The organism is Microbacterium sorbitolivorans (assembly GCF_003327285.1).
Classification (GTDB): Bacteria; Actinomycetota; Actinomycetes; order Actinomycetales; family Microbacteriaceae; genus Microbacterium; species Microbacterium sorbitolivorans.
This window is the reverse complement of record NZ_KZ848474.1, coordinates 292,535-305,645: the sequence shown is the minus strand read 5'-3', so window position 1 is coordinate 305,645 and position 13,111 is coordinate 292,535. Positions and strand designations below refer to the sequence as shown.

Annotated in this window: 13 protein-coding genes; 5 read left to right on the top strand and 8 right to left on the bottom strand. The window is 69.5% G+C overall.

Annotated features, from left to right (window positions below; all coding sequences use genetic code 11):
• Window positions 1-39: 39 nt before the first annotated feature.
• The 5 genes from DTO57_RS07115 to purL form a co-directional block, all read right to left on the bottom strand.
• The gene (locus tag DTO57_RS07115; RefSeq protein WP_114117531.1) at window positions 40-759 is read right to left on the bottom strand and encodes a hypothetical protein; all 720 of its coding nucleotides are present in this window, start codon (window positions 757-759) and stop codon (window positions 40-42) included.
• Window positions 756-1,655 (bottom strand): ABC transporter ATP-binding protein, encoded by a 900-nt coding sequence (locus DTO57_RS07110; RefSeq protein ID WP_114117530.1) that lies wholly within the window; start codon window positions 1,653-1,655, stop codon window positions 756-758. Before DTO57_RS07110 ends, DTO57_RS07115 begins: the two co-directional genes overlap by 4 nt.
• Complete coding sequence (locus DTO57_RS07105) at window positions 1,655-2,038, bottom strand: GntR family transcriptional regulator (RefSeq protein ID WP_114117529.1); 384 nt, start codon at window positions 2,036-2,038, stop codon at window positions 1,655-1,657. Before DTO57_RS07105 ends, DTO57_RS07110 begins: the two co-directional genes overlap by 1 nt.
• Window positions 2,039-2,219: 181 nt before the next feature.
• A complete protein-coding gene (locus DTO57_RS14495; protein ID WP_187346607.1) occupies window positions 2,220-2,372 on the bottom strand; it encodes a hypothetical protein in 153 nt (50 codons plus the stop codon).
• Window positions 2,369-4,675, bottom strand: a complete 2,307-nt coding sequence (gene purL / locus DTO57_RS07100) for a phosphoribosylformylglycinamidine synthase subunit PurL (RefSeq protein ID WP_229730463.1) — start codon at window positions 4,673-4,675, stop codon at window positions 2,369-2,371. Before purL ends, DTO57_RS14495 begins: the two co-directional genes overlap by 4 nt.
• 155 nt (window positions 4,676-4,830) lie before the next feature.
• Here purL and DTO57_RS07095 point away from each other — a divergent pair, with 155 nt between their 5' ends.
• Window positions 4,831-6,189 carry a hypothetical protein gene (locus tag DTO57_RS07095; protein ID WP_162785696.1) on the top strand — a complete coding sequence of 453 codons (1,359 nt, stop codon included), beginning with the start codon at window positions 4,831-4,833 and terminating at the stop codon, window positions 6,187-6,189.
• Between the two features lie 46 nt (window positions 6,190-6,235).
• Window positions 6,236-6,613, top strand: coding sequence for a DUF2809 domain-containing protein (locus tag DTO57_RS07090; protein ID WP_114117526.1), 378 nt, complete (start codon window positions 6,236-6,238; stop codon window positions 6,611-6,613).
• On the opposite strand, the gene DTO57_RS07085 is transcribed toward DTO57_RS07090, so the two are convergent.
• The 3 genes from DTO57_RS07085 to DTO57_RS07075 form a co-directional block, all read right to left on the bottom strand.
• Entirely contained in the window at window positions 6,563-6,958 is a 396-nt protein-coding gene (locus DTO57_RS07085; RefSeq protein WP_114117525.1) for a DUF1801 domain-containing protein, read from the bottom strand. The genes DTO57_RS07090 and DTO57_RS07085 overlap by 51 nt on opposite strands.
• 3 nt (window positions 6,959-6,961) lie before the next feature.
• Window positions 6,962-7,423 (bottom strand): ASCH domain-containing protein, encoded by a 462-nt coding sequence (locus tag DTO57_RS07080; protein WP_114117524.1) that lies wholly within the window; start codon window positions 7,421-7,423, stop codon window positions 6,962-6,964.
• 671 nt (window positions 7,424-8,094) lie between these two features.
• Complete coding sequence (locus tag DTO57_RS07075) at window positions 8,095-9,348, bottom strand: glutamyl-tRNA reductase (RefSeq protein ID WP_114117523.1); 1,254 nt, start codon at window positions 9,346-9,348, stop codon at window positions 8,095-8,097.
• Window positions 9,349-9,454: 106 nt separating this feature from the next.
• Here DTO57_RS07075 and DTO57_RS07070 point away from each other — a divergent pair, with 106 nt between their 5' ends.
• From DTO57_RS07070 to hemG, 3 genes are read left to right on the top strand one after another with little or no spacing between them, the layout of a single operon-like run.
• Window positions 9,455-10,543 carry an AI-2E family transporter gene (locus DTO57_RS07070; protein ID WP_162785695.1) on the top strand — a complete coding sequence of 363 codons (1,089 nt, stop codon included), beginning with the start codon at window positions 9,455-9,457 and terminating at the stop codon, window positions 10,541-10,543.
• Window positions 10,544-10,573: 30 nt separating this feature from the next.
• Window positions 10,574-11,608, top strand: a complete 1,035-nt coding sequence (gene hemE, locus DTO57_RS07065) for a uroporphyrinogen decarboxylase (RefSeq protein ID WP_114117521.1) — start codon at window positions 10,574-10,576, stop codon at window positions 11,606-11,608.
• Window positions 11,605-13,095 (top strand): protoporphyrinogen oxidase, encoded by a 1,491-nt coding sequence (gene hemG / locus DTO57_RS07060; RefSeq protein WP_114117520.1) that lies wholly within the window; start codon window positions 11,605-11,607, stop codon window positions 13,093-13,095. Before hemE ends, hemG begins: the two co-directional genes overlap by 4 nt.
• Window positions 13,096-13,111: the final 16 nt, after the last annotated feature.

Below are 13,111 nucleotides of genomic sequence, written 5' to 3'. Positions count from 1 at the left end.
CGGGCCCGCGGCGCGAGGACGCCGCGGGCCCATCGGGTATCAGACCGTTGCCCGGCGGAGGGTGGCGTAGGTGCCGAGCGCCAGGACAGCCGTGAGGGCGAGGCCGCCGAGGGTCACGCCGAGGACGCCGATATCGACGAACCAGGTGACGACCGCGACCCACCACTGCATCTTCGTGATGAGGAAGATCGCGAAGGTGACGAGCAACGCCAGCGCGACGCCGATCGACACGACGGCGAACGTCCCGAAGCGCTTCCAGATCGTGGCCATCCAGAACCCGATGACGAAGAGGAACATCGTCACGGTGAAGTAGATGAGCCAGCCGACGATCCATCCCGATTCGAAGAGATAGGGCAGATACGCGATGTGCCCGTTCATCCAGTAGCCGTCGCTGAGCACCTCGAAGCCTGCGAGCAGGATGAAGATCGACGCCATCATGGCGCTCGCGATCACCCCCAGGATCAGCGTCCCCACGAAGAACTCGCGCCGCGTGATGCTCATGGCCTGCGAGAACGGGAACGCGAGCGTCATCGCCTGCACTCCGAGCGCGACGAAGTACCACAGCGGCGCCTGCGCGGAGCCGACGATGCGTGTGCTCTCGAAGGGGATGAGCGGGATGATCATGAGCGATATCGCCACGGCGCCCGCCAGGACGATGAGGGGGACCCAGACGAGCGACTGGGTGTTGATGAGCTGCAGGCGCACGACGCCCAGCGTGCGGTTGGTGAGGGGCCGCGGGGCGGCCGTTGCGGTGGTCATCGCAGGGCTCCTTCTGTCTCGCTGGTGTTCTGGTGCTGGGTGAGGCGCACGATCAGCTGCTGGAGCGGAACCGGCGCCAGCTCGAGGCCCGACGCCTCGACCGCGCGGCGCTCGTCTTCAGTCAGGGTGCCGAGGAAGGTGACGCTCGCGACGCGGCCCAGGCCCTCGCGGTGCAGCACCTCGCGGCCCGCGACGAGGGACTCGACCGCCTCGGCGTCGCCGACGACGTTCGTCGCGCGCTCGCGCGCCTCCTCCGCCGACTGATCCATGATGATTCGCCCCGCATCGATCACGATCACCCGCTCGATCAGGTGCGAGATCTCGTCGATGAGGTGACTCGAGAGGATGATGGTGCGCGGGTGCTCCGCGTAGTCCTCCAGCAGGCGGTCGTAGAAGATCTGGCGGGCCACGGCGTCGAGGCCGAGGTACGGCTCGTCGAAGAACGTGATCTCCGCCCGCGACGCGAGGCCGATGATCACGCCGACGGCCGAGAGCTGGCCGCGCGAGAGCTTCTTGACGACCGTCTTGAGCGGCACCTGGAAGTCGGCGATCAGCCGCTCGCACAGGTCCTGATCCCAGTTCGGGAAGAACATCGCGGCCGAACGGAACGCGCTGCGCGCCGTTGCCTCGTCCGGGTACTTCTGACTCTCGCGCACGAAGCACATGCGGCTCAGAACGCGCGGGTTCTCATACGGATCCTCGCCGAAGACCCGCACGGATCCGCTCGTCGCGAAGTTCTGCGCCGTCAGGATCGACATCGCGGTCGTCTTCCCCGCGCCGTTGCGGCCGAGGAAGCCATAGATCGTGTTCCGCTCGATGTCGAAGCTGACGCCGTCGAGCGCGGCGGTGTCCTTGTAGGTCTTGGTGAGGTCGCGGACCTGGATGACGGTGTCCATCAGTTGTCCTTCGTTCGAAGCTCGGAAGTCTGGGCCGCGCGCTCGCTGATGAGCTGCGCGACATCGTCGGCGGAAAGCCCGAGCTTCCGGGCCTCCGCGATGAGAGGGGCGACATAGGTATCGGCGAAGGCAGCCTTGCGCTCGCCGAGCACCTTGTCGCGGGCGCCGGGGGCGACGAACATGCCGATGCCGCGGCGCTTGTACAGGATCCCGTTGTCAACCAGCATGTTCACTCCCTTGGCGGCGGTGGCCGGGTTGATGCGTGCGAACGCCGCGATCTCGTTCGTCGACGGCGCCTTGTCTTCCTCCCGGAGCGTGCCGTCGACGATCTGATCTTCGACCATTTCGGCGATCTGCACGAAGAGCGGCTTGCTCTCGTCCATGCGTCCTCCTGAGGTGTGGTGGTTCGTTACTCAACTAACTAACCATGCAAGTGGGGCGGTGTCAACCCCGGACCCCAATGGGTCGCCAAAAAATGTCGCCTGCAACGCAGTTGCGGCGACATTTTTTGGCGACCCATTGAAGGGAAGAGCGCCGGATCCCGAAAGGGGTCCGGCGCTCTTATCAGCCGAAGAGGGCGAGGAGGATCGTGGATCCGCCGCCGCCCACGATCAGGGCGGCGACGACGATCCAGGCTATTCCGCGGATCCGGCGATTGCGGCGCGTGAGGCGGCCGTAGTCTTCGTCGGAAATGCCTTCGTAGGAGGGGTCGCTCACGCGGGCTCCACGACCGTCTCGCCAAAGTACTTCGGCAGCGTCTCGGTCGACATGGCGCGGAGCTCGGCGGCCGTGTACGAGAAGACGTCCTGGATCTCGAGGACGGGCTCGGTGTCGGTCACGCCGATGCGCAGCACCGGGTAGCCGCGACCCTCGCAGAGACCGCGGAACTTCACGTCCTCCTCGCGGGGAACCGTGACGATGACGCGACCCGTCGACTCCGAGAACAGAGCCGCCGTCAGGTCGAGGCCATCGCGACTCATCAGCTCGTTGAGCCACACGCGGGCGCCGACGCCGAAGCGCATGACTCCCTCGGCGAGGGCGAGCGCGAGGCCACCCTCCGACAGGTCGTGAGCGCTCGAGACCATCCACTCGTCGCGCGCGCCCTGCAGCAGGCCCGCGAGTCGCTTCTCGCCCGCGAGGTCGACCTTCGGGGGCAGGCCGCCGAGGTGGCTGTGGATGACGTCGGCCCAGGCCGAGCCATCGAGCTCATCGGCGGTGGTGCCGAGGAGGTAGATGTTCTCGCCCGCGTCCTGCCATCCGCTCGGGATACGGCGCGAGACGTCGTCCATGATGCCGAGCACGCCAACGACGGGCGTCGGGTGGATCGGGGTCTCGCCCGTCTGGTTGTAGAACGACACGTTGCCGCCGGTGACCGGAACGCCGAGCTCCATGCAGGCGTCCGACAGGCCGTCGACGGCCCGCTCGAACTGCCACATAACCTCGGGGTTCTCGGGGCTACCGAAGTTCAGGCAGTCGGTGACGGCCGTGGGCACGGCGCCCGTGACGGCGACGTTGCGGTACGCCTCGGCGAGGGCGAGCTGCGCGCCCGCGAACGGGTCGAGCTGGCAGTAGCGGCCGTTGGCGTCGGTCGCGATCGAGAAGCCGAGGCCCGACTCCTCGTCGACGCGGATCATGCCCGCGTCGTCCGGGAACGACAGCGCCGTGTTGCCGAGCACGTAGTAGTCGTACTGGTTCGTGATCCAGCTGGTGTCGGCGAGGTTCGGGCTCTTGATGAGCTTCTCGAACTGCTCGGCGGCCTCTTCCGGCTTCGAGATGCGCGGGAGCTTCGCGGCCGAGTCGGCCTGCAGCGCGTCGATCCAGGTCGGGTACGCGACGGGGCGGTCGTAGACCGGGCCGTCGACCGCGACGGTCGAGGGATCCACGTCGACGATGACCTCGCCCTCCCACGTGATGATGAGGCGGCCGTCGCCCGTGACCTCGCCGAGCACGCTCGTCTCGACGTCCCACTTGTTCACGACGGCCATGAAGGCGTCGAGCTTCTCGGGCGTCACGATCGCCATCATGCGCTCCTGCGACTCGCTCATGAGGATTTCCTCGGCGGTGAGTGAGGGGTCGCGCAGCAGGACGTTGGTGAGCTCGACGTTCATACCGGATCCGCCGTTCGCGGCGAGCTCGCTCGTCGCGCACGAGATGCCGGCCGCGCCGAGGTCCTGGATCGCCTCGACGAGCTCGTCCTTGTAGAGCTCGAGGCAGCACTCGATGAGCACCTTCTCGGCGAAGGGGTCGCCGACCTGAACGGCCGGGCGCTTAGTCGGGCCGCCGTCGCTGAACGAGTCGGACGCGAGGATCGACGCGCCGCCGATGCCGTCGCCACCCGTGCGCGCACCGAAGAGCACGACCTTGTTGCCGGCGCCGGTCGCGTTCGCGAGGCGGATGTCCTCGTGGCGCATGACGCCGACCGCGAGGGCGTTGACGAGGGGGTTCGCCTGGTAGACGGCGTCGAAGACCGTCTCGCCGCCGATGTTCGGCAGGCCGAGGCAATTGCCGTACGACGAGATGCCCGAGACCACGCCGTGCACGACGCGGGCCGTGTCGGGGTCATCGATCGCGCCGAAGCGCAGCTGGTCCATGACGGCGACGGGGCGCGCGCCCATCGAGATGATGTCGCGGACGATGCCGCCGACGCCGGTCGCGGCGCCCTGGAACGGCTCGATGTACGAGGGGTGGTTGTGCGACTCGACCTTGAAGGTGACGGCCCAGCCCTCGCCCACGTCGACGACGCCGGCGTTCTGGCCCATGCCGACCATGAGACGTTCCTTCATCTCATCGGTCACCTTGTCGCCGAAGCGGCGCAGGTACTTCTTCGAGCTCTTGTAGGAGCAGTGCTCGCTCCACATGACCGAGTACATGGCCAGCTCGCCCGACGTGGGGCGGCGGCCGAGGATCTCGCGGATCTGCTCGTACTCGTCGGGCTTCAGGCCCAGAGCGCCGTACGGCTGCTCCTTGTCCGGCGTTGCGGCGGCGTTCTCGACAGTGTCGGCGACGTGTTCGGTAGTCACGCGTGAGCTCCATGAGTCAGTGGGGCAAGATTCCTTCCATTCTAGGCGCGCGGGCCGGATTCCCCGCCCTCGCCTCTTCCGGCGCCGCATCGCAGTGGATATCGTGTGACGTGACAGGAGCGCGACTTGGCGCTCCGGCGAGTGGGGAGCTGGCTATGTCACGTAATTCCGCTTGGTTCGTGGGCGTCGTCGCCCTCGTCGGTTTGGCCGCGGCTGGGTGCGATTCGTCGGCGCCGGCCGCCGACCCGGATCCGGATCCGACCGCGACGGATCCGTCCGAAACCGCATCCGCGGATCCGGTCGAAACCGAAACCCCGGATCCCGAGATCGCACCCGTTTTCGTGGGTGACGATCTCGAAAAGGTGATCCTCGATGCCGACCAGGTCGCCGCCATTTTTCCGAGCGTCACGGGCGTCGGCGAGGTGAGCGACTACGACCCCTCCGTCGGCGAGACCGAGGGCCAGATCGGCGACCCGGCCACGTGCATGCCGCTCCTGTGGAGCTCCGACTGGGCGCTCACGGTCGGGGTGCGCAGCACCGCCTGGACGGGCACCGACGCCGAAGCCCGCTACGGCTCGGAGTACGCGGTGCAGGCGCCGAGCATCCGGCAGGCCGAGGACAGCCTCGAGTGGTTCCACGCCGCCAGCGAGAGCTGCACGACCTTCACGCCTCGCGAGGACATCACCGACATCGTCTACGAGTGGACGCCGGGCGCGGAGGAGACGCGCGACAACGTCGACGTTATTGTCGGCACGCTCGCGGGTGGCGACGGCGCCACCGCTAGTCTCCAGGTGCAGGCTCGCGCCGGCAACGCCCTCGTGAGCATCTCGGTGCCCGCCGAGGACGGCGCGGATCCGCAGGCGATTGCGACGTCCGTCGCCGACGCGCTCGAGAGCGCGATCGGCGAGCTCACGGTCGGCGCCGCGTCGCTGCCCGCCGCCCCGGCCGCCGACGGCGCCACTCCGCTCGCCGACTGGCAGGCCGGATCCGGCGGCATCGGCCCGATCCGCATCGGCGACACCATCGACGACGTGCAGGCGGCCGTCGACTGGCTCGACGAGCCCGTCGAGGGCGAAAACTACTTCGTCAATGCCAACCAGACCTCCTGGTCGCAGCAGGTCGACGGCGGCACCCTCGGGATCACCTTCACCGACGACCGCGTGAGCGCCGTCACGGTGCAGGCCGACTACGACTACTCGGCCGAGGTCGCGGATCCGGACGGCAGCGCCCTGCCGACGGCGGGCGGGGTGCGCATCGGCGACACCGCCGTCGCGGCGAGCGAGGCGTTCCCCGGCGGGACCGTCACCTACAAGCTCGCGCCGGGCGTGCAGCAGTACGGCTTCGCCGACGCTTCGGGCATGCTCATCAGCTTCTCGGCCCCCGGGCTCGCGAACCAGGACGACGAGTTCGGCACCTACACCCTCGAGAACGGCATCATCACGTCGATCGCGGTCGAGGACACGACGACGCGCGTCAGCATGTACGAGACGTACACGGCGGCGTCGGGGGAGTGAGGCCGGGCCCCGGGCAGACGCCAGGACCGCGCGCTACCCTCGCCCCATGCGCCGGATCCTGCTCGCCGCCGCCGCGATCGTCACGATCACGGTCGGGCTCGGCGTGCATGCGATCGGATCCGGCTTCGCGGCCGACGCCGCGGGCGACGCGCTCTACGCGATCCTGATCTACCTGCTCGCGGCGTTCGCGCTGCGCCGCGGGGCGTGGATCCTCGCCCTCGCCTGGTGCGTCGGCGTTGAATTCTTTCAGCTGACGGGGTGGCCGGCGGCGTGGGGATCGCCGTGGACGCTGGTCTTCGGATCCGGCTTCGCGTGGACCGACCTCGTCTTCTACGCGGTGGGCGTCGCGCTCGCCGCGGGCGTCGATCGGGTCTTACTCGCGCGCCGGGTTCGCCGTGATTCCGGCGATCGCCGTGCGGTATGAGCGCTCGATGACCCCGCGCAGCACGTCGAGGTCGCAGGCCTCAAGGTCTTTGACGTAGAGGCATCCGACGCCCGAGGTGTGGGGGCCGAGCCCCGCGAGCGCCTCCGCGTGCGCGTCGATCCCATCGGCCAGGTAGATCGACATGGCCGCTTTCCGCGGCGCGAAGGCCGCCGCCGGCGCATCGCCCTCGCGCCCGGACGCATAGCGGTAGTGGTACGTGCCGAAGCCGACGATCCCGCGGTCGACCACCGGATCCCTGCCCGTGATCTCGCGCATCATCGCCAGCAGCGTGACGGCGTCGCGCCGGCGCGCGGCGGGCGTGACATCGGCGAAGGTCTCGTCCATGGGCTATCCCGCGAACACCACGCGGAAGCGCTCGCACACCATCGGCATGTCGCTCGCGAAGGGGCGGGCGAGGTCGACATGCTGCTCGTAGAAGTCGCGGTGGATGCGGCGCCACGACTCGAGGCTGCGGTCGTCCTCGCCCTCCGCGCGGGCATGCTCGTCCGTGACCTCGTCGAACGGCACGACCTCGACGGAATTGGTGACGGTGACCGCCCGCGGGTGCCCGGATCCGTCGAGAATGATGTCGTATTCTCCGGCGGCGGGGAGGGGTTCGCCCTCCGCCTCGTACTCCCACAGATAGCTCGCGGTGCCCGTCTTCACGCCCGCGAGCACGAGCGCGAGCAGGCTATCGGCATGCTCGGGCGTCGCGCCGAATCCCCAGATGCGATCGGCTGCGGGCGGATCCTCCGGCAGCTCCGGCGCCGCCGCCCGCGCGGCGGCCCAAAATGTGGCAATACGACTCATTTGCCCAGTGTAGGCGCGGTCTGCAATTGCGGAAGTGGCCCCTTAATACGGAGGAATGTGCCCTGTGCCTCCGCAGCTGGGGGTCACCTCCGCAGTTGGGGCTCGGCGCGCGCTGGCGTCGGGCACACCTGTGCCCGAGTGGCCCCGAAGTGCGGAGGTGGTCCCGAACTGCGGAAGGCAGGGGCTTGTGCTTCCGCACTTACGGGTCATCCCCGTAGTTAGCGCTCGGCGTACTTCAGGCCGGGCACCCCTTTCCCTCTTGGCCCGGAATTGCGGAGTTGGTCCCTTACTGCGGAGGAATGTGCCTCGTGCCTCCGCACTTAGGGCTCATCTCCGTACTTGCGGGCTGAGTGTCCCTGGTCCCGAAGTGCGGAGATGGCCCCATCCTGCGGAAGGGGATGCCACCTGGATCCGTAATTGCGGGCCATCTCCGCACTTGCGGGTCAGGGGTGGGGCATGAGGTGATGACCCCGGTGGTGTGTGCTGCAGTGCGGTGCTCCTGACAGCCGCGGTGCAGCAAGCCTCAGCGGGGCTTCTGGCGCCGAAGTGCGGAGGTGGTCCCTTACTGCGGAAGAAAGGGGCAGGTGGGTCCGCAGATCGGGGTCAATTCCGCAGTTGCGGGCCGCAGGGCCGCACAGCCCAGGGCCCAGGGCCGCAGGGCGCCCCGCCCCTCACGCCAGCTTGTGGACCGGGCACTCCGCGGGTGCGGCGGCAGCCGCGGGCCGCGCGTCGATCCCGAACAGGGTCTCGACGGCGGCGAAGACCGATTCGGCATCGCCGGATCCGGCGGCGTCCTTCGCGCGGACGGTCGGGGTGTGCAGCAGCATGCCGGTGAAGTGGCGGAGGGCCTCCGCAACCTCGTCGGATCCGCCGCGCTCGAGCTCGCGCTCGAGCACGCTGAAGACATGCTTGCGCAGCGCGACGACGGCGGGCTGGGCGCTCTGCTCGCGGGTCTCGCCGACGAACTTCGCGGTGGCGTCGCGCACGATCTCGCGGGCGGCGTCGGTCGCCTGCAGCTCCTCGAGGGGGGCGTGCACGCGGATGGTCTCGAGGTCGAGCAGCGTCACGCCCGGCACGGTCGCGACGTCGGGGTGCACGTTGCGGGGCAGGCCGAGGTCGATGACGAACGAGGATCCGGAGTAGTCGCCGTCGCGCAGGGTCTGCGCCGACAGCACCGGCTCCTCGCGCGAGGTGCAGGTGACGACCATGTCGGCGCCCGCGGCGGCGTAGGCGAAGTCTTCCTCGCCGAAGACCTGCGTGAGGCCGTGCTTGGTGGCGAACTGGCGGCGGCTCGACGGCGAGTAGACCGTCACGTCGCGCACGCCGCGGTCGCGCAGCGCCGCGAGGGTCGCGGCGGCGTAGGCGCCCGTGCCGACGAGCAGCACGTCGAGCTCAGACCAATCGACGATGCGGCTGTCGGCGAGCTCGAGCGCGAGGCGCACGAGCGAACGGCCGGCGCGGCCGAGCGCGGTGGTGTTCTTGACGGTCTTCTGCGTCTCGGTCGCGCGCTGGAAGAGGCGCTCGAGCTCGCTCGTGGTCGTGCCCTGCTTGCGGGCCTCGTCGAGGGAGCGGCGCACCTGGCCGCCGATCTCGCCCTCGCCGACGACGACCGACTCGAGGCCGGAAGCGACGGCGAAGAGGTGCTCGACCGTCTGCTTGCCCTGCGTGACGATCTGCGAATCGTGAAGCTCGGCGAGCGGAACGCCCGTCGCCTCGGAGAGCGCGACTCGGGCAGCGGCGACGGCGGCATCGGGGGACGCGGTGTCGACGTATGCCTCGACGCGGTTACACGTAGAGACGACGACGGCACCTGCGACCGACGGATGCTCGGCGATTGCCGGGGCGAGGGGCGCAGTGTGGCCGCTCAGACGTTCGAGCACCTCGAACGGAGCGGTCTGATGACTCGCAGAGACACACAGCAGCACAATTCACTATTCTACAGCGTGTCGAAGCCAGATCTGAATGATTCCAGAGAAGATAGGTGACCCTAATCTCGTCTGAACGGTCATGGATCCGCTCTATATTGGGGCCATGAGCATCGACCGCGCCCCTCGTCGCGTAGCCGCGCTGCCACCCGCGATCCGCATTCTGGTGGTGCTGGCCTGCTCAGTTATCGCGCTCGGCGGAATGTGGCTGGCGCGCGACGTGATCGGCCCGCTCGCGATCGGCGCCGTGATCGTCATCATCTGTTATCCGCTCGGCACCGCGATCACGCGCTGGGGCGCGCCGCGCTGGGTCGGATCCACGGCGGTGATCCTGCTCGGATACGTGATCCTCGGCGTGCTCGCGGCGCTGCTCGCCTTCGCGATCACCGAGTTCGTGCGGCTCGTGACCGAGCTGATGCCCGACCTCACGCGCCTCACGCAGCAGGTCTATATGTGGCTGCGCGACCTGGGCGTCGACGCCGAGATCGGCACGCAGATCTCGGCGATGCTGAACACCTCGCGCCTCATCGACGTCGCCACGTCGCTCTCGGGTAGCGTCATCAGCGTCGTGACGGCGCTGTTCTTCGTGCTCGCCTACGTGATCTTCATGAGCGTCGACGTCTCGCGCTATGCCCGGGCCGAGCATGCGTTCGGCCCGCAGGTGCGCCCCGTGCTCGACCGGATCCGCTCGTACTGCGCCGGTGTCCGCCGCTACTTCGTCGTCAACGCGGTCTTCGGCCTCATCGTCGCGGTCGTCGACACGATCGCGCTCTACATCCTCGACGTCCCTGCACCGCTCGTGTGGGGGATCCTGTCGTTCGTCACGAACTTCATCCCGAACGTCGGCTTCATCCTGGGTCTCGTGCCGCCCGCGCTCATCTCGCTCGTCACCAACGACTGGGTGACGTCGCTCATCGTCATCGCGGTCTACATCGTCGCGAACGTCACGCTCCAGGTGCTCGTGCAGCCGAAGTTCGTGAGCGACGCCGTCGGCATTACCCTCACGCTGAGCTTCTTCTCGGTCGTGTTCTGGACCGTCGTGATCGGGCCCCTCGGCGCGATCCTCGCGGTGCCGCTGACGCTGCTCGTGAGGGCGTTTATCCTCGAGTCGGATCCGGCGCATAGCTGGTTGCGCTGGCTCACGGGCGACGATGAGGCGGCCGCGAAACCGTGGCGGGATCAGACCGCCAGATAACGCGTCGGATGCAGGTGCCATGATGGAGTCATGGCCCACGAAGCTCCCCTGGTAGCCGCCCTGCGCGGTACGCGTCCCGATCGTCTGCCCATCTGGTTCATGCGCCAGGCGGGTCGTTCGCTTCCCGAATACCGCGAGCTGCGCGTCGGAACGCACATGCTCGACGCATGCCTGACGCCCGACATGGCCGCCGAGATCACGCTGCAGCCCGTGCGCCGCCACGATGTGGACGCCGCGATCTTCTTCAGCGACATCGTCGTGCCGCTCAAGATGGCCGGCATCGAGGTCGAGATCGTCCCGGGCCGCGGCCCGGTCTTCGAACACCCCGTGCGCACCGCCGCCGACGTCGACCGCATCACGAGCATCCCGGCGTCGGCGGTCATCGACGCGTCCGAGCCGATCCGCGAGGCCGTGCGCATCACGACCGAGGAGCTCTACGGCCGCGGCACCCCGCTCATCGGCTTCGCCGGCGCGCCCTTCACGCTCGCGGCCTACCTCGTCGAGGGCGGCCCGTCGAAGGAGCACATGCGGGCCCGCGCGATGATGCACTCGGATCCGGAATCGTGGAACCGCCTCGCCGGCTGGCTCGCCGAGATTTCGGCGGCGTTCCTCGGCATCCAGGTCGAGGCGGGCGCGCAGGCGATCCAGCTCTTCGACTCGTGGGCCGGCTCGCTCTCGCGCGCCGATTACCGCGCCTTCGTGCAGCCGCACTCGGCCCGCGCCCTCGGATCCGTCGCGGGCGTCCCGCGGATCCACTTCGGCGTCGGAACCGGCCCGTTCCTCGACGACATGGCGCTGGGCGGCCTCGCCGATGCCGTGGGCGTCGACTGGCGCACCTCGCTCGCCGACGCTGCAGCGATCGTCGGCCCGAACACGACGCTGCAGGGCAACATCGACCCCGCCATGCTGCAGGCGCCGTGGGAGGTCCTCGAGACCCACGTCCGCGACGTCGTGGAGTCCGGCCGCGCGGCCCGCGCCCACGTCGTCAACCTGGGCCACGGCGTGCCGCCGGAGACGGATCCGGCCGTGCTGACCCGCATCGTCGAGCTCGTCCACTCGCTGTGACCGGCGACGCGCAATACGACATCGCCGGCCTCGCCGAGCGCGCGGCGGGGCGCCACGTCGTCGTCGTCGGCGCGGGCGTCTCGGGCCTCGTCGCGGCGCGCGAGATGGCGCGGCTCGGGATCCGGGTGACGGTTCTCGAGGCCGCGGGCGTCGCGGGCGGCGCGATCCGCTCGGGCGAGGTCGCGGGGATCCGCCTGGATCTCGGCGCGGAGAGCTTCGCGACCCGCGGCGGGCACGTGCAGACGCTCGTCGACGAGCTCGGGCTCTCGGGCGATGTCGTCGAGCCCGACCACTCCGCGGGGGGCGCGTGGGTCGCGGGCGTCCCCGGCGTCGGATCCGCGCCGCTGCCGAAGGGCGGGATCCTCGGGATCCCCTCGAACCCGTTCGCGGAGGACGTGCGCCGGGTGATCGGCTGGGGCGGCGCGTGGCGCGCCTACCTCGACCGCGTGCGGCCGAACCTGCGCATCGGGCACGCGACCTCGCTCGGCCAGCTCGTGCGCTCGCGCATGGGCGCCAAGGTGTTGGACCGCCTCATCGCGCCCGTCACAAGCGGCGTCTACTCGGCGTCGGCCGACGACATCGACCCCGCGATCGCGGCCCCCGGCCTCAACGTCGCGCTCACCCGCACCGGATCCCTCGCGGGCGCCGTTCTCGAGCTGCAGGAGCAGCGCAAGTCGGCCCCTGGAGGCGCCGTCAAGGGCCTGCGCGGCGGCATGGGCCGCCTCGTCGAGGCGCTCGCCGCCGACATCGCCGAGCGTGGGGGAGAGGTGCGCACGGGCGTCGCCGTCACCGAGATCGTCGCGGGCGACGACACCGAGTGGCGCGTCGTGACCGACCTCGTCGAGGACGAGGAAGCCGGCCCACTCGCGCTCGACGCCGACGCCGTCATCGTCGCGACCGAGGAGGCCCCCGCGCGGCGCCTGCTCGCGCCGCTCGTCGGATCCGGTCTCGCGGCGACGCCGCCCGTCGCCGGCCCCGCCGTCGCGATCGTCACGCTCGTCGTCGACCTGCCCGCCCTCGACGCCGCGCCGCGCGGCACGGGCGTGCTCACCGTCCCCGGATCCCATCGCGCGAAGGCGCTCACCCACGCGACCGCGAAGTGGGCGTGGGTGCGGGAGGCCGCAGGCGACGGAACGCACGTCGTGCGGGTCTCGTTCGGCAGTATCGCCGAGGATCCGGCGACCGACGGGCTCGCCCCGGACCAGCAGGCCGAGCTCGCCCGCGATCAGGCCTCGAAGCTGCTCGGGGTCGAGATCCCCGCGGCGGCGATCCGCGGATCCCGGATCGAGCGATTCCAGCAATCGCAACCCGCGGCGACCCACGGGCACCGCGAGCAGACCGAGAAGGCGCGCGACGCGATCCGTGCCGTTCCGACGCTCGGCGCCGTCGGCGCGTGGCTGTCGGGCACCGGGCTCGCGCAGGTCGTTCCCGACGCCAAGACAGAAACAGACCGGGTTCGCCGCGCGGTATTGTTCCGCGACCAGTAACGTAGTGCAAGCGAAG

Excerpts from the sequence above, each read along its gene's own strand:
- DTO57_RS07115 (WP_114117531.1), bottom strand. The coding sequence starts at position 759 with ATGACCACCGCAACGGCCGCCCCGCGGCCCCTCACCAACCGCACGCTG.
- DTO57_RS07110 (WP_114117530.1), bottom strand. The coding sequence starts at position 1,655 with ATGGACACCGTCATCCAGGTCCGCGACCTCACCAAGACCTACAAGGAC.
- DTO57_RS07105 (WP_114117529.1), bottom strand. The coding sequence starts at position 2,038 with ATGGACGAGAGCAAGCCGCTCTTCGTGCAGATCGCCGAAATGGTCGAA.
- DTO57_RS07095 (WP_162785696.1), top strand. The coding sequence starts at position 4,831 with ATGTCACGTAATTCCGCTTGGTTCGTGGGCGTCGTCGCCCTCGTCGGT.
- DTO57_RS07090 (WP_114117526.1), top strand. The coding sequence starts at position 6,236 with ATGCGCCGGATCCTGCTCGCCGCCGCCGCGATCGTCACGATCACGGTC.
- DTO57_RS07085 (WP_114117525.1), bottom strand. The coding sequence starts at position 6,958 with ATGGACGAGACCTTCGCCGATGTCACGCCCGCCGCGCGCCGGCGCGAC.
- DTO57_RS07080 (WP_114117524.1), bottom strand. The coding sequence starts at position 7,423 with ATGAGTCGTATTGCCACATTTTGGGCCGCCGCGCGGGCGGCGGCGCCG.
- DTO57_RS07070 (WP_162785695.1), top strand. The coding sequence starts at position 9,455 with ATGAGCATCGACCGCGCCCCTCGTCGCGTAGCCGCGCTGCCACCCGCG.
- hemE (WP_114117521.1), top strand. The coding sequence starts at position 10,574 with ATGGCCCACGAAGCTCCCCTGGTAGCCGCCCTGCGCGGTACGCGTCCC.